The 26,209-nt window shown below is 29.2% G+C and carries 26 protein-coding genes; 2 read left to right on the forward strand and 24 right to left on the reverse strand.

Features of this window, described 5'->3' with window-relative positions; genetic code table 11:
- Window positions 1-224: 224 nt before the first annotated feature.
- The 6 genes from EJJ37_RS06985 to EJJ37_RS07010 form a co-directional block, all read right to left on the reverse strand.
- Entirely contained in the window at window positions 225-506 is a 282-nt protein-coding gene (locus EJJ37_RS06985) for a hypothetical protein (protein ID WP_133014883.1), read from the reverse strand.
- A gap of 131 nt (window positions 507-637) precedes the next feature.
- The gene (locus EJJ37_RS06990; protein WP_133014884.1) at window positions 638-1,642 is read right to left on the reverse strand and encodes a tyrosine-type recombinase/integrase; all 1,005 of its coding nucleotides are present in this window, start codon (window positions 1,640-1,642) and stop codon (window positions 638-640) included.
- On the reverse strand, window positions 1,642-3,195 hold the full coding sequence (locus EJJ37_RS06995) for a homing endonuclease associated repeat-containing protein (RefSeq protein WP_133014885.1): 1,554 nt from the start codon (window positions 3,193-3,195) through the stop codon (window positions 1,642-1,644). The genes EJJ37_RS06990 and EJJ37_RS06995 overlap by 1 nt, the downstream gene beginning before the upstream one ends.
- Window positions 3,196-3,224: 29 nt before the next feature.
- On the reverse strand, window positions 3,225-3,878 hold the full coding sequence (locus EJJ37_RS07000; RefSeq protein WP_133014886.1) for a hypothetical protein: 654 nt from the start codon (window positions 3,876-3,878) through the stop codon (window positions 3,225-3,227).
- A 138-nt stretch (window positions 3,879-4,016) separates the two neighbouring features.
- Window positions 4,017-4,301 carry a hypothetical protein gene (locus EJJ37_RS07005; RefSeq protein WP_133014887.1) on the reverse strand — a complete coding sequence of 95 codons (285 nt, stop codon included), beginning with the start codon at window positions 4,299-4,301 and terminating at the stop codon, window positions 4,017-4,019.
- 78 nt (window positions 4,302-4,379) lie between these two features.
- The gene (locus EJJ37_RS07010) at window positions 4,380-4,814 is read right to left on the reverse strand and encodes a DUF1064 domain-containing protein (RefSeq protein WP_166484683.1); all 435 of its coding nucleotides are present in this window, start codon (window positions 4,812-4,814) and stop codon (window positions 4,380-4,382) included.
- A gap of 158 nt (window positions 4,815-4,972) precedes the next feature.
- On the opposite strand from EJJ37_RS07010, the gene EJJ37_RS07015 reads away from it, so the two are divergent.
- Window positions 4,973-5,197 carry a hypothetical protein gene (locus EJJ37_RS07015; protein WP_133014889.1) on the forward strand — a complete coding sequence of 75 codons (225 nt, stop codon included), beginning with the start codon at window positions 4,973-4,975 and terminating at the stop codon, window positions 5,195-5,197.
- Between the two features lie 284 nt (window positions 5,198-5,481).
- Here EJJ37_RS07015 and EJJ37_RS07020 read toward each other — a convergent pair whose 3' ends face one another.
- From EJJ37_RS07020 to EJJ37_RS07090, 15 genes are all read right to left on the reverse strand, one after another.
- Window positions 5,482-5,925 (reverse strand): hypothetical protein, encoded by a 444-nt coding sequence (locus EJJ37_RS07020; RefSeq protein ID WP_133014890.1) that lies wholly within the window; start codon window positions 5,923-5,925, stop codon window positions 5,482-5,484.
- A gap of 27 nt (window positions 5,926-5,952) precedes the next feature.
- Window positions 5,953-6,981 carry a peptidoglycan recognition protein family protein gene (locus EJJ37_RS20810; RefSeq protein ID WP_243124848.1) on the reverse strand — a complete coding sequence of 343 codons (1,029 nt, stop codon included), beginning with the start codon at window positions 6,979-6,981 and terminating at the stop codon, window positions 5,953-5,955.
- Between the two features lie 186 nt (window positions 6,982-7,167).
- Complete coding sequence (locus EJJ37_RS07035) at window positions 7,168-9,333, reverse strand: right-handed parallel beta-helix repeat-containing protein (protein ID WP_133014891.1); 2,166 nt, start codon at window positions 9,331-9,333, stop codon at window positions 7,168-7,170.
- 2 nt (window positions 9,334-9,335) lie between these two features.
- Window positions 9,336-9,623 (reverse strand): hypothetical protein, encoded by a 288-nt coding sequence (locus EJJ37_RS07040; RefSeq protein WP_133014892.1) that lies wholly within the window; start codon window positions 9,621-9,623, stop codon window positions 9,336-9,338.
- A gap of 5 nt (window positions 9,624-9,628) precedes the next feature.
- Window positions 9,629-12,928 carry a hypothetical protein gene (locus EJJ37_RS07045; RefSeq protein ID WP_133014893.1) on the reverse strand — a complete coding sequence of 1,100 codons (3,300 nt, stop codon included), beginning with the start codon at window positions 12,926-12,928 and terminating at the stop codon, window positions 9,629-9,631.
- A gap of 15 nt (window positions 12,929-12,943) precedes the next feature.
- A complete protein-coding gene (locus tag EJJ37_RS07050) occupies window positions 12,944-13,717 on the reverse strand; it encodes a phage tail domain-containing protein (RefSeq protein WP_133014894.1) in 774 nt (257 codons plus the stop codon).
- Between the two features lie 52 nt (window positions 13,718-13,769).
- Window positions 13,770-17,384, reverse strand: a complete 3,615-nt coding sequence (locus EJJ37_RS07055) for a coiled-coil domain-containing protein (RefSeq protein ID WP_133014895.1) — start codon at window positions 17,382-17,384, stop codon at window positions 13,770-13,772.
- 392 nt (window positions 17,385-17,776) lie between these two features.
- On the reverse strand, window positions 17,777-19,357 hold the full coding sequence (locus tag EJJ37_RS07060) for a phage tail tape measure protein (RefSeq protein ID WP_133014896.1): 1,581 nt from the start codon (window positions 19,355-19,357) through the stop codon (window positions 17,777-17,779).
- 190 nt (window positions 19,358-19,547) lie between these two features.
- A complete protein-coding gene (locus EJJ37_RS07065) occupies window positions 19,548-20,069 on the reverse strand; it encodes a hypothetical protein (RefSeq protein ID WP_133014897.1) in 522 nt (173 codons plus the stop codon).
- A gap of 27 nt (window positions 20,070-20,096) precedes the next feature.
- On the reverse strand, window positions 20,097-20,528 hold the full coding sequence (locus tag EJJ37_RS07070; protein WP_133014898.1) for a hypothetical protein: 432 nt from the start codon (window positions 20,526-20,528) through the stop codon (window positions 20,097-20,099).
- Between the two features lie 57 nt (window positions 20,529-20,585).
- Window positions 20,586-21,110, reverse strand: coding sequence for a hypothetical protein (locus EJJ37_RS07075; protein WP_133014899.1), 525 nt, complete (start codon window positions 21,108-21,110; stop codon window positions 20,586-20,588).
- Between the two features lie 9 nt (window positions 21,111-21,119).
- Window positions 21,120-21,257, reverse strand: coding sequence for a hypothetical protein (locus tag EJJ37_RS20110; RefSeq protein ID WP_166484684.1), 138 nt, complete (start codon window positions 21,255-21,257; stop codon window positions 21,120-21,122).
- Between the two features lie 233 nt (window positions 21,258-21,490).
- Window positions 21,491-21,985, reverse strand: coding sequence for a hypothetical protein (locus EJJ37_RS07080; RefSeq protein WP_133014900.1), 495 nt, complete (start codon window positions 21,983-21,985; stop codon window positions 21,491-21,493).
- 54 nt (window positions 21,986-22,039) lie between these two features.
- The gene (locus EJJ37_RS07085; protein WP_133014901.1) at window positions 22,040-23,524 is read right to left on the reverse strand and encodes a PDDEXK family nuclease; all 1,485 of its coding nucleotides are present in this window, start codon (window positions 23,522-23,524) and stop codon (window positions 22,040-22,042) included.
- Window positions 23,525-23,552: 28 nt separating this feature from the next.
- Window positions 23,553-23,846, reverse strand: a complete 294-nt coding sequence (locus EJJ37_RS07090; RefSeq protein WP_133014902.1) for a hypothetical protein — start codon at window positions 23,844-23,846, stop codon at window positions 23,553-23,555.
- A gap of 170 nt (window positions 23,847-24,016) precedes the next feature.
- Between EJJ37_RS07090 and EJJ37_RS07095 the strand changes: the two genes are divergently transcribed.
- Window positions 24,017-24,340: a helix-turn-helix domain-containing protein gene (locus EJJ37_RS07095; protein ID WP_133014903.1), complete on the forward strand. Its 324-nt coding sequence runs from the start codon at window positions 24,017-24,019 to the stop codon at window positions 24,338-24,340.
- Window positions 24,341-24,524: 184 nt separating this feature from the next.
- Here EJJ37_RS07095 and EJJ37_RS07100 read toward each other — a convergent pair whose 3' ends face one another.
- From EJJ37_RS07100 to EJJ37_RS07110, 3 genes are all read right to left on the reverse strand, one after another.
- The gene (locus EJJ37_RS07100; protein ID WP_133014904.1) at window positions 24,525-24,977 is read right to left on the reverse strand and encodes an MAG6450 family protein; all 453 of its coding nucleotides are present in this window, start codon (window positions 24,975-24,977) and stop codon (window positions 24,525-24,527) included.
- Window positions 24,970-25,440: a Panacea domain-containing protein gene (locus EJJ37_RS07105; RefSeq protein ID WP_133014905.1), complete on the reverse strand. Its 471-nt coding sequence runs from the start codon at window positions 25,438-25,440 to the stop codon at window positions 24,970-24,972. The genes EJJ37_RS07100 and EJJ37_RS07105 overlap by 8 nt, the downstream gene beginning before the upstream one ends.
- A 123-nt stretch (window positions 25,441-25,563) precedes the next feature.
- The gene (locus EJJ37_RS07110; RefSeq protein ID WP_133014906.1) at window positions 25,564-26,208 is read right to left on the reverse strand and encodes a retron system putative HNH endonuclease; all 645 of its coding nucleotides are present in this window, start codon (window positions 26,206-26,208) and stop codon (window positions 25,564-25,566) included.
- Between the last annotated feature and the right edge of the window lies 1 nt (window position 26,209).

A 26,209-nucleotide genomic window follows, 5' to 3' on the forward strand; every position in this document is an offset into this window, starting at 1 on the left:
ATATAAAAGAACAGAAAAACACATTATTAGTATTTCTAGATAATAAAAAAATATTACTGGAAATCAAAATTTCCAGTAATATTTGATTTATAAGAAACTATATTACACAAAATTATCTACAGTCTCATTAATTGAAATCTACTTACCCCTTATGGTATAATTATAGTAACACATATGTTGTCTCGTATGTGTTGATTGCTTCGCGCCTATCCTGATGGATGGGCTTATTTTATTCCTAAATATACTAAAATAGCACTAACTATAACACCTATGACACCCCAGAATTCTTTTCTGTCTATTAGCTTTATCTTGTTAGATGTTTGTCCATTTTCTATTATTGCATTTAATAATTTTTCATTGCTGCTATTAATCTCTAGCCTCGTTTCAGCTAAATTCTTCTCTATATTAGTTAATTGAATTCTTTGTTGTATATCACTTTCTTCTAATCTTCTCAATCTTTGTTCGTGATCGCTTAATTGATTTTCTATGTATTTATTATCTTCCAATTTTAATTACCTGCCTTTCTTTTAATTTGTATCTATAACTTAATATCGTTAGCTGCTAATAAAATTAACGGAAATACATAGACATCACCTCCTTTTGTTGCTCCTTAGATTTGTTGGATTGTTATTTGTAATTAATCAAATAGGTTATCCATTCCCTCATCAGGTCTAAGATCATAGAATTTTTGTGTCGTAGAAATATCGTTATGTTGACAAACATATTTACTTACTAATTTAATATCCTTACCTTTAGATAAGAGATGAGTTGCTGCACTAGCTTTAAATAAGTGTGGATTAATTCTTCTGCCTAATATATCTGACAGTATATCTGAACAAACACCATTAACCCATTCTTTTGAAGCCATTTTAATTTTCCCATCATATTTAGTAGTAAATATATATTCATGTTCATACCCTCTATGTTCTAACCATAAGTTTATGTAATCAATACATTCTTGATTTAACATGTATTGACAAATCTTACCATCTTTACTACGCCCTTTTTCACGAACTTTATTGCTTAGAACATAAGATTTACCTTCTGGAATGCCATCTTTTATGCAGTCAACTTTAAATTGAACTATCCCTCCACGTCTAGCACCACAATTAAACGCACATACTACCCAAGCTAGAGCCATGTAGTTCTCATCTGCAAGTAATACTTCTTTTAATTTTTCATATTCCTTCTCCGAAATAGGGATTTTTTCATAAACATAATTTAATGGGATATCTTTAAAAGCAGTAGTAAAATTTCTAAATAATTCATATTCATCACTATCATCTACAACATTATCCAAAATATAATTACACAATGAGCTACACGCACTTTTCTTAAATTTTAATCCGCTGCTACTCATACCCCTATTAGTAAGATAACTCATATATCTCGTAAAATCTCTTTTCTTAATTTTGTATAGTGGTTTATCATTACATGACGTATACACCCAATAGACAAATTGTTTTAATGCAGACCAATATTGCTTCCTAGTATCAGGACTGAGTTGTGGCTTAGAATCGAAGAATTCTTGAATCATTTCTCTAGTTTCTTGATTGCATTGCTTGTACATTTCATCTGTTACTGTAGGAAGTTTTAAAGATCTCTCCCTAACCATATTCATTTCTATATTTTTATTTGCCATTAAACATCCTCCTCATTGTATTTTATTTTTTCTTTAATTAATTTATCTAATCTAGTTAAGTCTTCTGGATATATAGCTATAAAATTATCCAACTTATTATCTCTAGCAATTAAATTTATTTTAAAATCATGTCTTTTGTTATATTCGCCATATCCCATCATACCAAAGTATTCCACATAATACTTTTTATCACAATATACAAAAGTCCAATCTAGACGTTTGTATCCAGCTTCTTCCTGAAGATCTTCATTATCTAAAATATCTTTATAATAAGTTTCTTTATCTAGATTATTAATATCTAGTGCCAATAAATAATTATGTATTATCGCCTCACCAGTAGAAGCACAGTATGTTCCATCTTTTGCATATGTTTTGTTATATGTTACATCATTAGGTTTATAACCTAACATTGATATAAATTCATTCCAAGTACAATTGAATCTTCTAATTACAGTTGTTGGAGAAGGGAGAGTATAGACATCTTTCACATAGGCATATGACAGAGTTACGCATGTATCATGTATAAATTCTTTGTATATGTTAATTATATCTTCATTGGACATATGTAATGATATTGATTTTTTATTCGGGATATATCCAAGCTGAATGAAAACATTGTTTATTCCTCCAAAATACTTATGATAACTGGCACAGTTATTAGTATAGTTACATATATCGATTTCTCTTGACAATGGTAATCTTCCTAATTCATCTATTAACTTTTGCATATCATCTAACATTTCTTCTTTTGATTTTGACTTTGAAATCATATCTTCTTGGATTATTTCAAGACCTAATTCTTCCTTCATTTTATTCATAGTCCCCCAATACTTATTTATCGTGGATATACTAACTCTATCTTTCGATGTACCTCTAAAATCATCATACATCAAAGGTCTATCATGTTTTTTAGCCATTTCAAGAATTATTTTAGTTGCAGTCTCTTTGGACATTTTACTATTTACTCTAATATTTAATTCTTTTTCAAGTAAGTCATTGAAATTTTTAACATCTTTATTAGTGCAGTTATTTATATACCAAGTAGCTGTAGGGAGACCATATTTTTGAAAATCAATATATTTAAATTCTCTTTTTTCTTTTACAACATCTTTTAGTTTAGTTATCCAATAATCATATCCTTCATTTCTTGTTATTCTTGAGTATCCTAATTCTGTTGCAACATCATCAAGATTTTTATTATAATGTTTTAAAATTCTACATATTTTAGTATAGCTATAGAGATTGTTTTCTTTGATAAATTCTTTATGGGAAGGGAATCTTTTATTAATATCAGTAAAATTCTTTATCATCTTCACTATATTCTCATATGACTCAACTTCCTTTTTAGAAATTTCTTTTTCTTTATATCCTAAGTTAACGTAGTGTTTAAAATATGTTTCACCAAATAATCGCTTGTAGCAATTATTAATCCCCTTTTGTGAAGGAAAGTTCTCATCGTTGCATAAGTCTTTTAATGGCACTATATATCCTGTTTCTTTTATTAATTTTTCTATTCTATCTTTCAACATTAAATCTTCTTCTCTTTTATTCATAACTTAATACTCTCCTTTATTTTGTTAATTTATATATTTAAATATTCATTTACTTTATCATCATCACACTCAACTAAATTGAATAATCTTAAAGTATCAATGTCTAAATCTTTTCCAGTAGCATAATATTCAGGATTAAACACAATTGCTTTTTTATATCCAACCTTGACCAATTTAATTAAATTAACATCTTCTAATTTATGTATATACTTTCTCAAGTTTCTATCTGATAGGCCAATGTATTTTCCTAATGCTTCAAAAGTAGGAATATCTCCATTAATCATTACAGTATTAGTAGGGTAAGTTAATAATTCACCTAAAGAATAATAGACTCCCTTTTCTGATATATTTAATTTTAAAGCCACAATATCACCCAACCTTTCTCTATAAATCATATTGAAGTCTCCACCATCATACCTGTCTTTTACTTTATTAGACTTCTTTTTCTTACTTCTGGAATTAATTAAACTTTGATCTAATTCTATTCCATTTTCAAAAGCTTCACTTCTTACACTAGCTAAGTATAATTTGTTGTAATCTTCCAACTTTAACTTTATAAATTTAGTTACTTCAGCTTTAGTAAATATTTCTCCTGTTTCGACATTAGCATAACTACCGCCAGTTATTTCAATAAATAATTCGTTTAGTTTTTGTATATATTCTTTTATCCCTATATTCTGCATAATTAAATGCACCTCCTAATAATCTATTTTTTTTATATATTTGACGGATGCTAGTATCCGAGTAGCATGATGTAAACATCCGTTGAGTAGGCGTTAAATGACCGTTAAATATTTTTAAAACCTAGTAAAATAGCCACTTTAAAACGTATTCTCTTCTTCATTCTTCAGAATTCTTTCAACTCTATCAGACAGCTTATTAACCATACTAATAATTGTTTTAGATTTAAGTATTTGAATTTTATTTTCTTCATAATAATCTCGCATCTTTAATAAATAATCCTTTTCACCTTCAATACGAACAAATATTTTAAATTCATTAAACCTTTTTACATACTTAATTTGTATCCCTTTAAAAGAACCTCCGTTAGCAATTAAATAACTAGCTAATCCTAAATCCTTAAAATCATAAATAACTTTTTCCATAACTTAATACCTCCATTATTTTGTTTTCTGCGATAGCAGATGTGAGTCTCTTTAGAGATGAATATATATTTTGTTAATTTATTTCTTTTTAACAACTCTAGACTTGTCTATAACTTCTTCCCATTTTTGATAATGAATGATTCCACGTCTCTTATCTCTTCCAGATCCTTTTAAGCATCTATATGTATATTGCGGGAATTTGAATCTGAGCATCTTCCACTTTAATTTAAAATCTGCCGTAGGAGGCATACCTTTAGTATCGACCACAATTTGTTCTCCATTAGCAGCAGTAATAAAGAAGTCAGCTATGTATTTAATAGGTTGTATCTTTTTGCCTTGTTGGACAAAGGCTTCTTGTAAAACAAAAACCTTTTGAGTTTCCACTCTAATCCAAGTACCATTTTCTAAATTAGGTAGACATTGTCCCTCATAGAAGTCTAATTCCATTTCAGAATCCCAAATTTGATTATATTTTTCTATTTTTTTATTGTGATATTTATTATATCTAGCCAATCTCAATCTCCTCCTTTTATTTCATACTTTTTATCATCTAACCATAAGCAACCATATAGTATAAATGCATATTATGTGAATATTCTTTCTAGCCATATTGAAACCATAACAAAATCCATGTATAATTTAACTTATAAAAGCATATAATGGAGGATATTATGTTTACAATTAACGGAAAATCTATAAAAAGCAAATATAACTATAAAATTCATCCAAGAACTAAAGTAACTACAACAATAAGAACTGAATATTACAATGAATATAAGAATTTAATGGATCATATTGGACAAGAATATTGCAAGGGGTTTGATATTATGATTGAATTACTTAGCGAAGATGAGGAGCTTCTACAAGAATTCATAGATAGAGTTAAGAAATATTAAACTTCAATTCTGACAAATTTTAAATTTCAACTTTTTATTTAACCTAATAAAGAGAAGTCTAAAGTAATTCTAAAATTTAAATAAAAATTTAAGGTGATAGACAAATAAACAGAGTAGTGGTATAATTGAAATCTTACATAATAAAAGGCGAGGATTAATTTCTTCACCTTATTTTGTATAAGAACTTTAAAATTCGCCAATACTATTTAATAACTTAAATCATTCTAGTAGGAGAGTAGGGCAAATATTAAGACATACTGCAGCTTTTACTCTCCTTAATTAAATTACTTACTTTCTATCTGACCTTTAATCTTAGCCAATTCTTCCTCAATCTTCATTTCTAAATATTGATTAATATCCTTAATCCCTCCATTTAAAACATTTAATGTATCATCAGTTAATTGATTTAAAACATTATCTTTAACAGCAGTAGATAATTGCTTTAACTCATCTTTTTCTATTTTTCCATCTTCAATTGCAGCAATAAGTTCTTTTTTTAGTGTATTTTCCATTGCTACAATATTTGTATTGATTAATGTGGTTGTTTTCTCTAAAGCATTTGAAAATATAACTTGTGAATTCTCATCTTCAATCTTAGCTATTTCTAACTTAGCTTTTTGAGTTGCTTTTTGAACGAACACACCTACATAAGCAGTAACAACAGTTAAAGCTCCTCCTATTAATATTGATAATAGTTGTATCAATGATTCTTGTAATTGATTTTCCATACTTATTTCCTCCTTAATATTTTAATTTTATAATCCTAATAATTTTCTCCAGGTATTCTTGCCCACTATTCCATCTGCTGATAGTCCATGAGTATTTTGGAAACCTATAACTGCCGCCCTAGTATTTCCTCCAAATATTCCATCTGCTGTAACTCCTAATCTCTCTTGAAGTAACTTAGTTATATTGCCACTTGCGCCTTTCTTTAAAGTCGGACAACCAGCCAATGTTTTAGATCCTGCAATTCCATCTACTGATTGATTTGAAAAACCTTGTGCGTTACATTCTTGTTGTAATCTTCTAATCCAATCATCTCCTGAATTAGAATTTTTCTTAGCAATTAATTCATCTAATTTAGCAAAAGTTTTTACTCCTGCCAATCCATCAGCAACTAATCCGTTATCCTTTTGGAATTGAATTAAGCTATCATAAGTTCCTTGTCCAAATTTTCCATCTGCACCATAACCCCCACAATTATAACCGCATTTAATTAATTTTTCTTGTAGTTCCTTACATCTATCTCCTACATATTCTTTTGCCTTTTGTATATCTGATTTAGTTTCTGTAACAGGAGAAGTAGCTACAACTACATTTTCCACTTTTGTTTCACTTTGAACAAAACCTTTTCTAGCCTTTAATTCACCTAAAGGATAATTGGTTCCTGGACAGTTAGAGCTTCCAACCTCTCTATGTCCATAAATAGGTAGTTGCCCATATTTATTATCTAAATATTGAATTAACCATTTAATAGCATTTAATTGTGCTACTGGCATAGTTTCTGTCATATAACTTCCTTCTGCACATATTCCTAATGTATTAGTATTTGCACCACTTACATGCGCACCAATTGCATTCTCTGGCCTTCCTCTATAAATTGTTCCATCTTTTCTTACAAAGAAATGATATCCTATTCCAGTCCATCCATTACCTAAGTGCCAAGAATGAATTTGTTGTACAGTACAAATCGAAGCTTCTGCATGGTGTAAAATTATCCTCTTTGGTTTGTTAGTGTAGCTTAAACTTCCATTCCACTTAAAATTTGTTTCAATAATTTGCATTAAAACCAACTCCTTTATTAATTTAATTTATAAAAAAGAGACTAGGGCAATTAACCTAATCTCTAATTTGTACATATTTAATTTTTTATTTGTATATAATTAATTAAACAACCCTTTAAAAATCAAGTTTTATTTATATTCAATTTATTTTAATTTTTACGAATAATATTTATCTAAAAGTTTAAATTAACCTAAAGCCATATCACTACTTGCATAAATACATAACCATTTACTCAAACTTCTCATCCACAACCACTGAGTTATTTGACCATGATTGAATGTATAACTATCTGTATTAATTGTAAATTTACTTGTATCTATTATTAAATTAGACGTATCAAAACCACCAAAGCTATTAAATCCGCCATTCCTAACTAATACTGTAACTACATTGCCATTCCTAGGTGTTCCCGTAAGAGTTATCTTATCACTTGATGATGTTCCGCTTTGCATTACAATCTCAAAACTTGAATTTAACGAAGTGTTAATACTTGTGCTACCAAGTAAAGGAATAACGGCAGTATTGGGATAGGTTGTGCTTGATACTACATTTCCGATTATATTATCAACTGCATTTATTGTTTGAGATAAACCATTATTTATTATGCAATCATCAACTATACATCTATAAGTTTTTCTTAAAATAATACCTGCATTCGCACTTGGGGTTTGTTCATCAAAAACACCTGTTATTTTATAATACTCAATTCTTGATATAGCTTGATATCCGTCTGGAATTGTATCTTCTCCAATACTTATAGGAGTATTGCATTTTATAGCTTTAAATCCATTTATGTTATTATTATTGCATTTTAATGTTGTATTTGAATTATATTTATCTCTACAATATGACCTTACACCAGAAGAGCAATTATTAGCCTCACAATTTATTATATTATTATAACTACAAGCTCCAATTTGTGTTTCGCTTGGGATATTATCTGTTATAATCCCAAAACCAAATCCACTTATATGGTTGTAAGCCTTACAATTTTTAAATGTTACATCATAAGCTTTAGATATAAAACCATGAATAGAATTTATCGATATGCAATCATCACAAATAATATTTTGAACTGTACCGTTATAGCTTTCAAAAAGAAAACTATGGCTTATAGCAGAACCTTTGCATCTTGAAATTCTTATATTTCCATATGCTCCATTATTGCATTGAAAAGCATTTTGTTTTGAAAGTGCTAAAACCGTTAAATCACTAATCTTTACATTGCTACTCTCAATTTGTATACTTCCCCCACTAAATATTGTCTTATCTATTCCATCACCAATAAAAGTTAAGCTTTTACTTATAATAATGTCATTAGCATTCAATTCATAAGTTCCTGATGGAAATTTAATAATTCCACCAGTTTGAGTATTATCAATCGCTCTTAAAATTCTATTATAGTCGTCAGTTTCATTTGCCAATCTTGGGAAAAAAGATAATGAGTTTATTTCAGTTTCAATAGTATCCAATTGCTCATCTATTTTAGTTATTTTTACATCAAGACTTGCCTCACCTTTTCTAGCTTTAACAACTTCTTCAGCAATATCATCACTAATAGTTTGAGTAGCATGATAATATGAGGCACTCAATATCACACTCATATTTATTAATTCATCACTCTTTAATAAAATCCTAGTTTTATCTAGAATCTTATAACCTATTGTTACTGCTTCTTTTGTATCACTATTCTTAGCAGTCACATGAAGGTTTTCACTATTTAAGTCATGTGTTATTTCTTTTTCATATACATCAACATTTAAAGTCCAATCAGAAGATTTAATTATAACTTCTTTATTTCCTCTTACATTCAGAATCTCATCTTTGGCTTGTTGTATATCAGCTTGAATCTTATCAGAAACTTCATAACCTTCCTTAATATCATCTTCAAGTTTTTTCATTACTATGGCTACACCACCGATAGTCTCCATGACATCAATAGCTTCTCTTCCTAATCTAATAATATCTTCTAATAACTCAATAACATTTCCTTTTGAATCCTGTTTAGTAAATATCTTATTTGCTGATATTAATTCTACGCCAATATCTTCATATTTAAACTCTACTGTATTCCCAGCTATGTCAGGATGAAAATGAATTATTCCTTGGTCATAGTCTACGTAATAATGATACGACTTTGTTATTTGCTCTGGTCTTTTAACTGGAATCATGTCATCACTAAGTATTTGTATCTTTTTGTTCTTCTTTGGAATACCCAACATTTGTATAAGATTCTTTAATGGATGTACTTGTTGACTCTCAGTTACTGGTATAGATATTGGCAACTTTGTATCAGGATCAATATTATATTTAGTGACTATTGATTGCTTCTTTTCAAATTCTATATCCATATTTATTCCTCCTCTTTTAATAAATTTCCTATATTTTCTTTATATCTAACTGTTATATAAAACTTCACATTTTCTTCTAATGCAAATATATTCATATTAGATATAATGTCCTCCTTATTAAAAATCCTTGTTCTTTTAATTTCTATTTCCTCATCATTGTATTTTATTTTTGTTGCTTTACTTACCTGTATTGATATTTTTCCTATACTTTCAACATCTAAATCTACTATTTGTTCATTTACAAATTGACTAATCGTAGAAATAGTGATTACTCTTTCAAATCCTTCCACTTTATCTACCTCCATCTTGAAAAGCTTCTACAATAAAGATTTACATCAAGACAACCTCTAGTTTCGCTTGTTATCATTATTTCATGGAATCCTTCTATAGATGGAATATACTGAGTTATATCTAATTCAAAATCATCATTTAATCCCTCTGTAACCACTTCTCCATTTATATAAATTCTCATATCAGAAGGTTTAGTATTAGGTTGTACAAACACTCCATAAATCTGTTGATGAGTATGAGAATCTATATTAAGAACACCCGACACCTTGGCATTTCCAACTAAAATATCTACTGTATGATCATGGTCTTTTGTTTCATAGGAATATATTTTCTTATCAATTACAGCAGACTCTTCCTTCAATTCCATTGGTGGTAAATAAATACTTGCAATTTCATTTGTCGTTTCATCCACTACCATTTGATATTCTTCTAATTCTGTGAATTCCGATATATCTCTTTTGACTCCTGTAGGCTTAAATAATAATTGCCTATTATCTTTTGTAGAATCAGTATTCCCTTTTACCTGTAAACTTGCAGTTTCTCCATTAAGATTAAGTTCTCCTCCACCACTAGCCTCTAAACCTTTCGAAAATACTCTAAAATCTTGAAGTCTAACGGTTAAAATTACTTCTTCAACTTTTTCAACATTACCACGAAGTCTTAAATAATGATATACTGGTACATCTTTATCAATCACGCCCCATTTACTGTCATTGAATTCACTTATTCTTCCATCATGTGAAAACAGTAAATCTGTTCCTGTCTCATCATACATCTCTAATTTAGCTTTATTATCTTGATAATCTACACCTAGGAACATTCTATCTACGCCATTAAAGTCCGATATTTTAAGACCAAAAGCATTAGTCTTATTTCCGTTCATAGAAGATATATTTCCTATTCTAAACTCACCATTATCAGTAGTTATTTCAAGCTCCTCACCAATTAATAATTTCCCTTTTATAACTTCTGCACAGATCTTACTTCCTGTTATTGCTGTACTACAAGTTCTCCATCCCGTATCTGTAATGGCGATTATTCCTTTTCCTACAAATATTTGTTTGTCACCGTCTTTATAAAGAACTTCATCAACATCTTCAGTAGAAATGCTCCTACTTCTTGTTACAGATTCATAGTCTTGATTATCAATAACATATAGTCCTGCCTTGCTATTTATAATCTTGGAATCACCCGTATCAGAACCAACTTTTATCTTACTCGTATCAATTCCGCTCATTAAACTTTGAACGTTTTTATTAGTAGATATAGATTGACTCCAATTAGTTTTATTATTATTTATAAATGATTGCGTTCTCTTTGCAACTTCTTTTAATTTAGTAAAACCACTTAGCAAATCTACTTTTCTATCTCTGTTAGTTAATGTTATACCACTAACAGTATTTTCTTTAAGATTTAATGTATAACCAATTATTCTTAACCCTCGTTCCTCTATATCAATATCACCACTATCAACTAAATCAACAAAACTTCCAATTTGTAAGTAATAATCCCATGTTAAACCATTTGGAATTATTAAATTCTCTAAGAAACCAACTATATCAACTGTAAATTCAACTCCTTGATTATTCTTGATATGAGTTAAATATAAATAATTTTCATAAAGTTCTTTTACAGTAGCAAAACTATCATCTTGAACTTCTTGATATACAGTTAGATCATTTAATTCTTCAAGAGTATCTTTGTCAAAGAAACCACAAGTTTCAAAATTATATTTGTTTTGCAATGCATTTATATTTGAATTTAATAACTCTATTTTATCGTTTAATTCCTGAATAGATTTCATTACTTCAGCAAACTTACTCTGTCTTTCATTAATTTTATTATAATACTCTTCGATTTCAACACTCATATCTACACCTGTCTCTGTTTGTTGAGTAATTAATGTAGATTGAAGTACTTGAAGATTTTGGATGTCATAATCTATTGCTGTTCTCTCACTCTCTAGCTTAATTAATTCTTTATTATAATCAGATTTATCACTTCTATAACTTTCTATATCTCCTTGGTGTGTATCTACAAATTCAATGTAATTATCCCATGCTTCTTTTAGTTCATCACTCATTATGTCATTGTTATAGGAATAACTGTAATCATATATATAATCACCACCAAATTTATTAACTTCAGCAATAGTTTCTTCGCTATTCGAAACTCTTAATTTAGTTATAATATCATCACCAACAATATTTTTATTTATTGATTTAACGTAATTATCATAGCTTAATTGAATACCATGATGTTCACCATATTCTTCACGATTATATATACTTATTTCTTTATTAATTGTATCGAATTCTACATATAGTCCATCATATCCATTTGAGATTGTTTCTCTGAATATATCTAACCATGTATATTCGCCCTGCTCTATATTTCTTCTTCTAAGATACGTTGATTCTACTTCTTCACCATCACTATAAACTAAATCAATACTTTCTATTTCAAGATCCATATTATCAATAAAACAGAAACTTCTATATTCAGTAACTTCTATACCATCAGCAAGTGAGATTACGTATTTCACACAATAATCACCTTCATATTTAGTATAATAAGCTTGTATTTTATTTATAGATGTATGTATTTCTTCTATTTTATGAGTAAAATCTAATATACTCTGAACAATTCCATTATATTTAGTCACAACATTTTTATATTTTACTTTAAAATCTATATAAGTCTTATTACTAAATACTGTAATAGGTTTGTTGTATTCAAACAATAATAATTCTCTTACTCCATCATAGGCTAATGCTTGTCCTATATTACTTGCTATCTCTTTTCTAATTACACCTGTTTCATATAATGCATTATCAGATATGTGTTTAACACTCCAATTTTTATTATATTGTTCAAACAAATCTAATAATCCAGCCTTATCTTCATTAGCTAATTCATATAAAGTATCTTCATTTAAAATCAATTTTTCCGTAAGAGTAGATTCGAAGCTTTCACATTTTATAGTTTTAGTTTTATATAACACATCTGTTCCTTGCAATCTTTCTTCAACTATATTCATATCAGTTATAATAAATCTTATATTGGGATTTGAAACTATTATTTGTTGTGTTTTTCCCTTTATTTTATCGTAAAGCAAATTATCCTTTTTTACCCCATTAGTATAAATTATTGATGGTACGCTTAATTCCATAGTACATACATCATCCCAATTTATAGTTATAGAGTCGATATACTCATTTGGGATTTCGCATAGTTCCTTCTTAGATGTCTGCATTAATGTAACTTTAACATCATCCAATTTATTTAAACTTTGTCTATACATAATCTCACCACCTTTCTATTGTAAACATATCTTAGGTTGATATATTATTTTCACTATCATGTGACCATTATTTGTTATTTTAAATCTATTAATCCCATATTCTAAATTCATATATTTCTTATTGCTATTAGCATAAATATTCTCACGAACATTATTTTTATTAATCATTTGTCTTTCTTGGTTATAAATTTTATATATATTATCAGGTTTTAAATTAGTTAAAATTATTTCCTGTTCATTGTCAAAATTAGTTATACTTATTGTATCACCTTCTAGAACTGCTATTTCTATGTCAGGATACACTAAGTCATTGTAAACATTGCTATCATTTTCTATAATAATTTTTTCTTCCCCTTCTACCTCTAAGGTTTCTTCTACTATAGAATCAAGCATATATGGTAATGCCATATCAAAAATTAATTCAATACGCCCCCATTTATTAGGATACCAAGCACCACTACTAGGAGTAAATACCCCGTAATAAATATACCCATTTACTTCTAATGGTTTAGGTTCATTTCTATCTAGCCATCTGTTTAATTCAAATAGATCTTCATCTGTCATCTCGCATGGTTCACCTTCATAATCTACTTTAAATATTTCAAAACTTAAACTTGGTAAATCTGTTTTAATTCCCTTAAAAATAGGATTAATTATACCATCTTCAGTCTGCATAGATTTTGTTCTTCCAAGTTTAAATGTAGTATCATTTGTTGTATTGACTAATAGCCAATCTTCTTTTATTTCTCCATCGAATCTAAAGTGTTTTGCATCATGTAATTGTAGCATTTTCTTCCTCCTTTCATTAATAAAAGGAAGTAGAATCAACTACTTCCCTATGTTAAAATTTTAAATTATTACTCACATTAATTATTGCTTTTTGCACTGCTGTTTCAATATCAGCTTGGCTCATATTTGTACTTCCTTGAATTTGAACTGTTATATCACCAAAGCTAACTGAATTTCCTGTATTACTTCTACTCATTCCAGAATATACAGTATTTAAATCTATACCGATATTACCCAAATTTGCATTCAATGTTGATATATCTTTTAATATATCCTTAACACTTAAATAACTATTTAATAACTCTGTGTTTGCATTAATAAGATTTTGTGTTCCTACTGTAGTTTCTGCTAAGTATTGAGTAGTAGCGCTATTTAAGTCTAATACTTCATCACCTAACTTAATATAACCACTAGACATAGCATCAGATATTATCTTATTTATGTTTTCAGGACTTAAAGCATCTTCATATTCTTTTTCTATAGATTCTTCCATATTATCTAAATCAGCTAGACTGTCTTCTTTTCGATTGTCTCTAATAGTTGTATTAAGTTCTTTTAACAGCTCATCGTATTGAGATTTTAACTCTTGATATTTAGCCTTACCTACGCTATCTTGTGCATTTTCATATAAGTCCATTTGGTTCTTAATATCAGCTAAGCTATTTTGCTTCTCGGCAAGATCATCTTCTCTATCTTCTAAATCATATAAATCTTCTAAAGCTTTTCGTTGTTCCTTAATAGCACTTAATTTAGCATCTTTCTTTTTGCCTTCGTAGTATTCTACAACATCATAGATTTCCTTTTCCATGTCAGCTACTAAATCTACTTGAGTTTGATATACTTCTCTAATAGAACTATTAAGGTCATTTATATCATTTTCTAGGCTAGGTATTAAATTATTTGTTAATTCTAAGAATCTTTCAATATATTCTTCAACCTTCTCAACTTCAGCTATAGCATTTTCCTTAGCTGTTCCTGACAATTTATTTGCTTCTTGTTTCATTTTTAATACTTTTTCAGAAACACCTATTAAGTTATTGTTAGCATCTATTTGAAGTCCCATATATTGCAGATAGCCTTTTACATTTTTAGTTTCAGATTGGTATGCTTGAATAAGTTGATTCTTATTAAATATTTGACGTTCTGTTAAAGATATTTCTTCTTTTAAAAGTTTTATTAAATCCGTACCTGATGCTTTTTCTTGTGCATTTTTATTTTTAGTTAATAGGTTATTATAATCCTCTATAGCATTGTTTAATTGCCAATACCATTCTACTGTTTCTTTTATATTTGAGACATCTTTATTAGATGATGAAGATGAACCACCAGATGAACTACCGCTTCCTACATTACCATGTCCTACAGTAGATGATACTCCACCAGAACCGACATAGCTACTTACAGTTTTAGATGCATTCTCAGCTTCTTTTAATAGTTTTAAATACTCTTGATATTTAGCCATTACTTCTGCTGATTCATTTTTAAATCCTAAACTACCACCAGTTAAAGCGCTTTCTGCTCTTGCCCTTGCACGAATATTTTCTATTATACTATTTATATATTCTGAATAGTTCTTTGCATCTTTTTTATAATTCTCATTAAGTTGATCTGTTGTGGTCTTTGCATTTGCAATAGCTACATTGGTATAAGAATCATTAGCATCTATCTTAGAATTTGTTAATAAAACATGGTTTTTATCATCAATGGAATAATTTTTTGCTGAACCATCAGTAACAGCCTTTTCATTTGATATTCTAGCATTAGCACTATCAAAAGAACCTTTTATTTTATAATTTTCTTTATTATTATAGTTAGATTGGTCAATATTATAGTTCTCTGCATTTTTAGATACTAATATAGATTCTTGATTAACACGTTGCTGAGCAGAATTAGATGTTGCATTATTTTTTGCATTCATCAAGTTTTCAAGTGCTACCTTTTCTGAATTTGTCGCATCTACAACTTCTTGACTTCCGTTAACTTCAGCTTGGGCCATGGCTATAGCTGTTTTTAGCACCTCATCTTGTGCTTTTGACTTCTCATCCAATAACGAATTGATGTTCTCAATAAAGTTTGCTTCATCACCTAACAATGCAATAAGTTGATTATCTCCACTGTTCAAAACCTTAGTCATGGTGTCTGTATCTAGCATTCCATATTCTGAATATTCTTCTTTCATTTGCTTCAATAATTCTATTCCATCTTGTAATCCAGAGAATGAGTCTGCTAAATTTTCAACCGCACTTTTAGCTTCGTCCGTAGCCATAGCTAACTTTAACATTTGGTCAGTGGCATCTATAATGCCATCACCGTTTATATCTTCCAATGCTTCTGCGGTTTCATCGGCTGATTCATCAGTTTCTTTCAATTTATTAATAAGTTCTTCTGTTTGACTTGCACTATAACCAAGAGCTTCTCCTACTTTCTTAGCCTTTTCAGCATACTTATCATTTGAAACTCCTAATATTTTATATGCTTCATAACTTGCTTCAAGAGTATCATTTAAAGATTCAACTCTCTTTTTATATACATCTACATCTTTTGCATTTACTAATAACTCTCCACTATCACTTAGTTTGCTTTCTATATTTACAGATTTAGCTTCTTCTTTTTCTGCTAAATCATTAACTTTTTCAAGAACTTTATAGTACTCTTCATATTCTTCTATTGCCTTATCTAAACCTGTATCTGTTTTGGTATCATTTTTTTCTAGAATATTTAAAGCATCCGATTTAGCTAACTCTAAATCTTTATCTATTAACTTCTTAGTTGCTTCTAAGTTTAATCTCTTTGCCTCAGTGTTATTCTCTATTGCTTTAGAAGCAGATGGATATATAGATATTATAGACTCTTGAGTTGATGCTAATTTATCCTCAACTTCCTTATATTCAGATGTACCTTTCTTTAATGTAGAAAGTTTATTCTCTAATTCTTCGTATGTATTTACGAGATCTATAACATTAGACATTTCACTATCGGAATTAGTTGTTATGAACTCTTGATTTAATTCATTTAATTCACTTCTTGTTAGGATTAGTTTATCTATCAAACTTCCTAATCCAGATATAATAGCACTTATTCCCATTGTTAAAGCCATACTCATTGCAGCATTTAGTGCTACTACTGCTACTTTGGTGGCAGCTAAACCAACTTTGAGAACTCCTAGATTAGTATTTAATCCTAACATTTTTTTGCCTAGTGCTGTGGTATTTTCGCCTGCAGCTAAAGCATCTGCCTGAGCTTTTTTTAAACTTGCCTTTTGTTCTTGTAATTGAGTTATATTTTTAGATATAGACTCACTCCATCTTTTCAAAGATGTTGTCGCTTTACCATATCCAGGTATCATTTGAAGCATAGAATTTGTATTTTCTCTAATTCTACTATTAAAAGCAATTAAAGATGCAGTTGCAATTCCTACTATACTAGGGAATGTACCAAAAAAATCTATTAATTTACTTGTTGCTTGAACGCCTGTGGTAGCACCATCTATTAAACCTTTGAACATATCACTATCTATCATTTGCATAGAGATAGCTGTTAAGCTTTCTTTTAGTGCATTTATCTTACCTGACAAGCTCGAAATGTAGCTTTCCTGCTCTTTTTCAGCACTGCCAGCAGAACTTTTTAATGTATCATATGCATTTTCTAATTGCTCTGCATTTTGCATCAAACCTTATATTTTCTTATAATCGCCACTTATAAGAGATTACTATATAATCCTCATACTTTTATATGAGAGTAGACTATTTCTTCACCTTCATCTATTTTAATTTTTACAAAATAATGTTAAGGGCAGACCTTTTCCATTCAAGGGATTTTCACCCACTCTAAGCTTGAGCCGTACTCCTGTTGATGTGTTCAACATCCAAGGGATAGTCGTTGAAGTTTCCCCATATATTTCTACTTAGGGGCTTACCTGCATGAGCATCCATTTACATCTACTTAGGATTTAACCATATAGATATCCTTACGTTGTTTCTACTTTCGTACCTTCATAATCTCTTTTCAGAATTATTGTGGTGTAAGGCTTTAGGAATTACCTGCAATTAGATCTGTGTCCTATGCACATTTCTGTACATACGGAGCATTTTTATTACTCGCAAAAACATTAGCACGATTTTTCCCAGCTATTTCTTCACTTAATAAAGCCTGTTGCTTAGTGTCTAGCTCATCCCAGACTTCGCCAATATCTTTTAATATATCATATGTAGATCTTAATTGACCATCATCTGTTTCAACCTTTACACCAGTCATACTTTCAATTAAATCATTCATAGAGGCACTTAGCTCTTCTCCGTCCTCTGCGACTCCTCTTAATCTCATTGAAATTGTTTTCAACCCATTGCTAACGGTTAATGGATCTTGCATTACTTCATTAGCTGTTATAATTAAAGCTGATGCTTGTTGTAAATCATTTCCTGCTATACTAAGATTCGCACTACCAACTTGTAAGGCATTAGCAAGCCCACCTGAATCTATAGCAAATTTATTGCCAGCCTCATTAATAGTGTCGACTATTGATGCTACTTCTGAAGTCTCCATTTGGAATCCTTTTAGTACTGAAACTATTGCACTTGATGCATCTGTAGCACTCATATCTGCAACATTTGACAATATAAGTGCGTATTTTGAAAGACTATTTGAAGCTTCGTCAAATGAATATCCCAATTGTGAAAATCGGGTTGTAGCATCAATTGCGCCTGAAGTAGTAGTCCCCAATGCTATGGCCGTTTGGTTTGCCACCTTCATGAATTTTTCGTACTCACTAGAAGTCAAATCGGTCACACGTTTTAAATCTCTTAAAGAATCATCTAGAGATATCGTTGTATTTATAGCCTCTCTCATAGAGTTTAATGCCAAGTAAATACCGCTACCACCTAAAGCATAACTAAATATACTTTTCATAGTAGTAGCTAATCCACTAGCAGTAGTATTTACATTTCTAAATTCACTTTCTAGTGTTCTAACTGAGCTTGTAGCCTGATTTATAGAAGAAGTAATCTTCTTCCCATCTATAATGTCTCCACCCTGCAACTGTGATAACATATTTTTCAAGTTATTTACTTCATTCTCAGCTTGTTTTATTTCATTTATCTCGTTTGCATCTATAACATCTATTTTATTTTTTTTAATATTAGCTATTCTTTCTTGTAGTCGATTAATACTACTTTGAAGTCGCACAATGCCAGAATCAGAACTACTTAAATTATTAATAGCATTCCTAAGTTCATTAAACTCTTTCTCAGGTGTATTCGTATTAATTGAGTTTAGCTTTGTTTGGAGATTTGTTAATACAGAATCATCAATAAAACTATTCCCTTTGGCTACATTTAATTTCTGTTGTAATTGCGCTTTTAAATTTTCAAATTGAGATATATTTTCAGTGATTACTTGTTTTGTTACTTGCCCATTTCTAATGACTTCGCTAGTAGTTTGTGCTATTCCATCTTTATATTTATTAATTTCACTTAAACCGTTCTTGTCTGCTATTATGCTAGTACTAGATAAATTCTTGCTAGACATTCTTGTAAGTTCCGAATTTAAATCTTTGACAGCATCTTTTGTTTTATTAACTCCACTAGCAGTATTATCAAATGTATTTCCATTGACATTATTTAATGTAGATTTTAATTTATTCAACTCTTTACTTATTTCCGAAACTACGCTTTTAAAATTTCCACTATTCAGATTTAAATCATAACCTTTTTTTAATAATTGATTTAATTCTTTTTGGAAACCACTTTTGTCAAGCTTCGCTGATATACGTATTTGTTTAGCTATTTTAAACACATCCTTTCTTTAAATATAAAAAGAGTGCTTAAATAGCACTCTAATTAACTTCCTTTAATTTATTTTCTAATTCTTCTCTCTTATTTGCATTGTTTATAAGATCTTGCCAAGATATATTCATCTTGTATTTCTTATTAAACTTATCCCATTTCTTTCTTAATTTATCTACATCTCCATTAGCATCTAGAGCGTTAATTATATCATTCATAACTTTAATATTTCTTGTAGTTTGATATATAACATCTTCAGCTACTTCATTTAATAACAACTCAATTTCTCTCATTAGCAATTGTAATTCTCTATCTCCATTATCTAATAAAGATTCTAATTCTTTGTCTATAAGTTCATCTATACTACTCCCTACATTAGTTAATTCTTTAATAGTATATCTTATAGACTTTAATCCAAGTTCCGCAACCAATTCATCATTTTCTATCTTAGAATTTTCAGTTATTATATTCATTAATTCTTCTTTTTGATAATCAGTTGGTTCGTACAACTTAAAATCTTTACTCTCATGTCTAATTTCTTTTTTTTGATGTTTTTTTAATAATTCACTCATTATACCTCTCCTTTTATTTGTTAATTTTTATAACCAATCTTTTAAATCTTTATATATTGCATTTTCTACTTCACTACTAGAATCTATTTCTTCCTGAGTCCATTCATACACTGGTCTTTTTCCTGGTTTTCTACTCCAGTTATATTTTGCCTCCTCAATATATGTATCAAGCCTATCTCCTCTATTATCACCATTTGCCAATGTTTCATTAGTCATTATATATTCAAAGGAATCACCTGTTTCATCTACTCTACTTTCCCAATTATCTTCATCTAAAAAACCACCTTTATCATATCTAGGTATGTATGAAGTTCTATCATATGAATTATACATTTTTTTAACGTTGCCCTTGTATATTTTCTTTACTTTTCTATCCACACTTGTAAGCAACGAATTAGTTATTACTTCTTCTAAATCTCCAAATAATTCTGTATCATCATCGTATATTCTTTTCGCCATATTCCCTCCTAATTTTGAGCATAATAAAAGAACCTAGCTTGTCTAACTAAGTTCTTATCAAAACTTTAAAAACATTGGAGTACACCCTTTTAAAAATTCATCTTTATTCCTTGCCATATATTCAGTAAATTCACTAAATCCATTATTATCATATAATTTTACAGCATGAGGGACTGAATATAAAACGATATATTTTGCTCCTATATGTTTTCTCCTTATACTATCTATATCTTCTATCGCCTTCCATAAAACTATCTCGCTATATTTATGATCATTAAAGTATTCATCTGGATATAACTTACCTCTAAACTTGTTATTTATAGCGAACATTTTTAGCTCTATTGCAGATAAATATTCCATTTCACCTCCAGCTATATCTATTATTGCCGAACATGATATCGTATAATAACCTATTATATTTCCATTACTACCAATAACAACCTTAGTAGTTGCTATACCATTGTCAGTTTCTTTAATAGCTTTATTCTGAATGTATTTATCTAAATAAGGAAGTCCACATTCAAAATTCATTACTTCGTGTGAACTATTTATATGTTCTATTTTTTCTATTAGTTCATTCATTACATCCCACTACTTTTTAATATTTATCATCTTTGCTTTTCTTAAAATCTCATCTAACTTACTACTTCTTTTCTCATTTTTAAATTTCTCTGATTTATCCTCTGCTATTATAAACGCTCTATTAATTGGCTTTGCTAATACTGCCATTGTAATCCCCCTCCTCTTAATTATAATTTTAGTATTACCTTTTCTATCATACCTTCTTATAATCATGTGAACACCTCTTAACTATATTTTACCATATATTTACACTTTTATAATTAAGATATGTTCTTCTTTTAACTATATTTTACCACAATTTTCATCTATTTTCTCGCTTTGTCGAACGATTTTTTAAGTTTATAGAGATTTTGTATGATAAAAGAGTGGCATATACCACTCTAAGTATTGTTCTTATATTCTTCTATAATTGGATTTAGTTCTTTTGCAACAGTTAGAGCATCGTGAAGAGTATCAATAATTATAGAAAATTCTATACCACACTCTTTAGCATTAATGACCAATTTTCTACTTACTACTTCCTCAGTCTTTGACTTTGTTGCTAGTGCGAATACCCCTATCAACATCATTTGACCAAGCTTGGACTTTTCTTCTATTTGTGTATCTGTTAATACTTCTAAATTAACAATATCCTTAAATAGTAGATCTCTATTTTTAAATTGACATCTAAATCTAAGTCTATCGGAAAATAACATAACAGATTCTACTTCGCCACATTCTTTTTCTATTCCCCACACTTTATTTTCAATAATTGACTTTTTATAATCTAAACCTTCTTGTTCTTTATAGTGTCTAGCTATTCCTTTGTTAGATTCTGCAATAACTTCCTCTGTGCTCATTGTAAAACCTCTAAAGAAATCCTTTAAAAATCCCATAATACAATCACCTCAAAATTTAACTATGAGGATATTATACTATATTTAGTAAGTTTATTCATTATTTTCTACATATTTAAATGTAAAACCTTTATACTGCGGCTTTTTACCATTGCAAACCAAAGATATGTTTCCGCATTGTAACCTCACTCCAAAAACATCTTCGCTAACATTAGATAATTCTGAAAGTGATCTAAATATTCCCAAAGAATCACCATCTTTAAACACTTCTACTGTTTTTATACGAGTTATTTTGTTTGTATTAGCGTTTTGAATTCTGATTCTTTCAGCTTCTTCTTCGGGATTATAGTTTATCCAACCTAACTTGGTACCTTTTGAAAGGTATTTTCTTATTGTGTTTTTATTTGTGTTAAACTCTTTTGCTAAAGTTCCTGTAGTTTCCCAATTTTCTTTGTTGTTCCAGTAATTGCAGACATCTTTGATTTTGTTGTTGTTTAATGCAAATTCTTCACAAAAATAGGTGTCTACTGATTCTAAATTAAATATTTCATTTAATTCGGAAGAACGTATATGTTTTTCAATTTCTACATTTAGGCTATCATAAAATATTCTAATAACTTTATATCCGTTTTCTCTTGCTAATCTATCCTTTTCAGAATCAATGAATTCAGATTCTTCTTTACTCTGACCACTCATATTATTGTCCATTCTATGAAAATCACCATCTACCTCTATAATCAATTTATCATCTTCTATCACAAAATCATATTTAACCTTGTAAAACCTTTCTCTATATTTATTGTAAAATTTACACCATTCAAAACTAACTTCTTCTTCAAAGTCAACCCCTAACTGCCTTAATAAAGAATAAACATATTTATGTCCATAGCTATATCCATCACCACAAGTACAACCAATCGATTTATTGTTGTAGATATCAGAAACTATATTAGTTTTTTCTCTTCCACAATCTGGGCAAGTAGTCTTTATTCTTTCTTTTTCACCAACTGTATGATTTTTAGCATCTTCTTCAGATATCCACTTCATCATCCAAGGTGCTTTTGCGTAGATAGAATTTATTTCTGGCACAACAGTTTTCCCGTTACAACAAGAGCAACCATTGTCTTGAACTATTAATGCGCTCTCCCTTATCCACCCCTCAGTCCAACCACACTTATTACAAGTATATTTATACCATTTTTCCCTTGTCGTATACACCCTTCCTTTTTTATCAGGTTTTTGTTCTTTAAATCTATACTCTCTGTCGGTAATGATTAAATCCCTCTTTTTATCTTTTAAAGTTTCACCTATGTCTATTTTAAATTCTCCGTTTCTTTTTTGTATCAAGCTACAAATTCTACATTTTTTTATATCCTCACTATATAGTTTTCTTATATTTCCATTATACTCTGCTGTCAAAATACATTTTTCTTTTTTATAATCTATTAATTTAAATTTATCATGAATATCATCGTATATAAATGGTATTTCACACCCAACGGAATCACTCCACTTAATTTTCCCTTTATTTGTTCCACTTCCCCATCTAGGTAAATCATCTAAAAATACTTTTCTCATATTCAATTCTCTCCTCTATTTATGTATGCTAAATCACATCTAAAAATATTCTTTCACCATTCTTAAACTTACACATAACCCTATTCCCATACAGGTATGCTTCCTTAAACATCTCTTCTTTATCATATAACTCTTCCGTCAACTTATAAACCTCACGCCATTCCAGGTACTCAAAGTTTATTTCCTCAACATTTCCATTCTCAATATCATCCAACTTTGTATTCCTTATGACAACCAAATCTCTTCCCTCTAGCGTGTCCACTCCTACAGCTATACAAAGAACATCTAAAAAATCAATTTTTACCTTATTATATTTTCTCATTTCTAACCACCTCATAAATTATTTTGTTTTGAATCTCACTCATTTAACAAGTTTTGATTCATGTAATAATTGTAATCCCACTTAACGTTATTGTCAACACTTATTTTGGAAAAGTTTTAATATTGACTACTAAAACTTTAAATGGTATCATATTCATGAGGTGAATATAAATGATATATTGTACATTGGGTGAGTTATTAATTAAATTTAATTTGACTCAAAAAGAGCTTGCTGAAGCAACTGGTATAGGTGCAAATAGTATCGGTAGATATTGCAACAACACATGGTCAAGATTCGATAAAGATCATTTAAAGAAATTATGTGAATATTTCGATTGTGAAGCAGGAGTCTTGCTGCAGTTCTATCCAGTAGAAGAAGGAGTAGATGAATCTCTTATGCGTAACGCTATAAGATATAAATTACTACAAGAAGAATACTCTCAATTCTTACCAGAAGAATCTAAAAAGAAACTTGGTTTAAATTCAGATAAATAATATAATACAAACTCTGTTTAGGCAGAGTTTTTTTTTGCATAATAAAAAGAGTGAGATATTTTCCCACTCTTTACTTAATATTTAATCACAACGCAAAAAGACTGTACACCTTTCGAGCATACAGTCCAAAACACTGGCGTATTTATTCAATAGTCTTTCTTAATTATTATAATAATAGATAATTTTACATTTTATAAATTTCATGATTTCTATCTAGCCATACTAAATAAAATGCCGACTTAACCCTAAATCCATGAACTCTAGCCTTTTGACTCACTCTCAGTTCAAAAAATGTAATATCTTCACTTATCTTTTCTAATATTTTAGGATTAGGCAAAACTTCTTTATTTGTATGCACCGTATAACCTAACCCAGTTTTATTAGATTTGCCACCACTTTTATATATCTGGCTCCAAGTCATTTGATTAATTGTAGCTATAAAATTGCTAAAATCTCTTAATTCATTCTCCGTCCATTCTGAGAAACATTCATATGAACGATCAAAATGTTTCAAAACAACAAACGCCTTATCTTCGTTTTTATGAACCCCTAAAAATTTAGCTTCTACCTCACTTAAAGAATAGTAATTTTCCTCATCCCTCTTTATAATAGTGTTAGCTCTTATTTTCTTAGCCATTACTCTCGTACATTTCTCTATAGAAGTTTAACATCATATTTCTGTCTATTTCCTTAGTACATCTAGCTTCTAAAGGTAAATCTCCTCTTGTAATCTTCCAAGGATCTTCTTGGTGAGTTAACTCTTCTAAATATTTTGCTTCATATTTGCCATATACTCTTAAAACTTCTTTTAAAATTTCTTCTGTTTCAATATCTAATTCAATATTATCGTCAGGACTAGGAATACTATCATATCCCATTTCACTGTATTTATTATAAACTTCTCTAACTACTGGGCCGTGAGTCCAAGCTTCAATCTTCTCTTCAAATAATATAGGTTCATTTTCATTTTCTGTTAGCACCATATACCATGCTTGCGCATAATATAATAGTTTCTGTAATTTTAAATGAGTCATAGAATCTCCTGATTCTCTATCTATATTTGTTAAAAACCAGTTTGCTATAGTTTCTGCTGAATACATATTTCCACCTCCATAACATATAATATAATATTATAGCATATTAATTTTTATATAGCACCATTAGAATTTATATATGAAATCACTATTCCTTTAAGGTGGTGAAATGTTAACTTAACAAATTTCTTAACACTTTTTAATCCTATTGTTTAAATAATATAAAATTACCCCAGAATATTCTCTTAATTTTCCATCCGAATCAAAAGTTGAAAACTTCTTTATCATTCTGTTTAAAAGTTCTTTTTTCCATATACCGTTTCTTTGTTGAGCATAAAGATGTCTCTTTATATCACTTAATACTCTTGCTCTATTAACTTTCAACAAAGAATCATTACAATTTAGATTTAAAGTTTCGTTCAAGTCTTTGTTAATATCTGCATTATCCGAGTAAATTGTTCCATCGTCCATATACTTTATTAAATCTATGGATGCTTTTACCATCGGATTTACCACTAATTCTGCATTGCCCCTATGTGAATCACATGTTAAATTTTCATACTTCTGTTTCGCTCCTGAATTTCCTAGACATACACCAAGCATGTTATTATAATTTAATGCCTCTTTATTATCACTATTAGATTGTGGTATATAATGTTCTATTTTCATTTTATCTTCTGAAATTCTTCGCATACAATATGCACATAAATACCCTTGCTCTTTTAACAACGCTTTTCTAACATCACCTTTATCATAACCATTATAATAGGCATTACTCTGTTTCTTATACATTGTTAAAGAATTAGGTTCTTTACCTTTTTTTATTAATAACATA

Source organism: Clostridium cuniculi (assembly GCF_004353185.1).
Taxonomy (GTDB): Bacteria; Bacillota; Clostridia; order Clostridiales; family Clostridiaceae; genus Clostridium; species Clostridium cuniculi.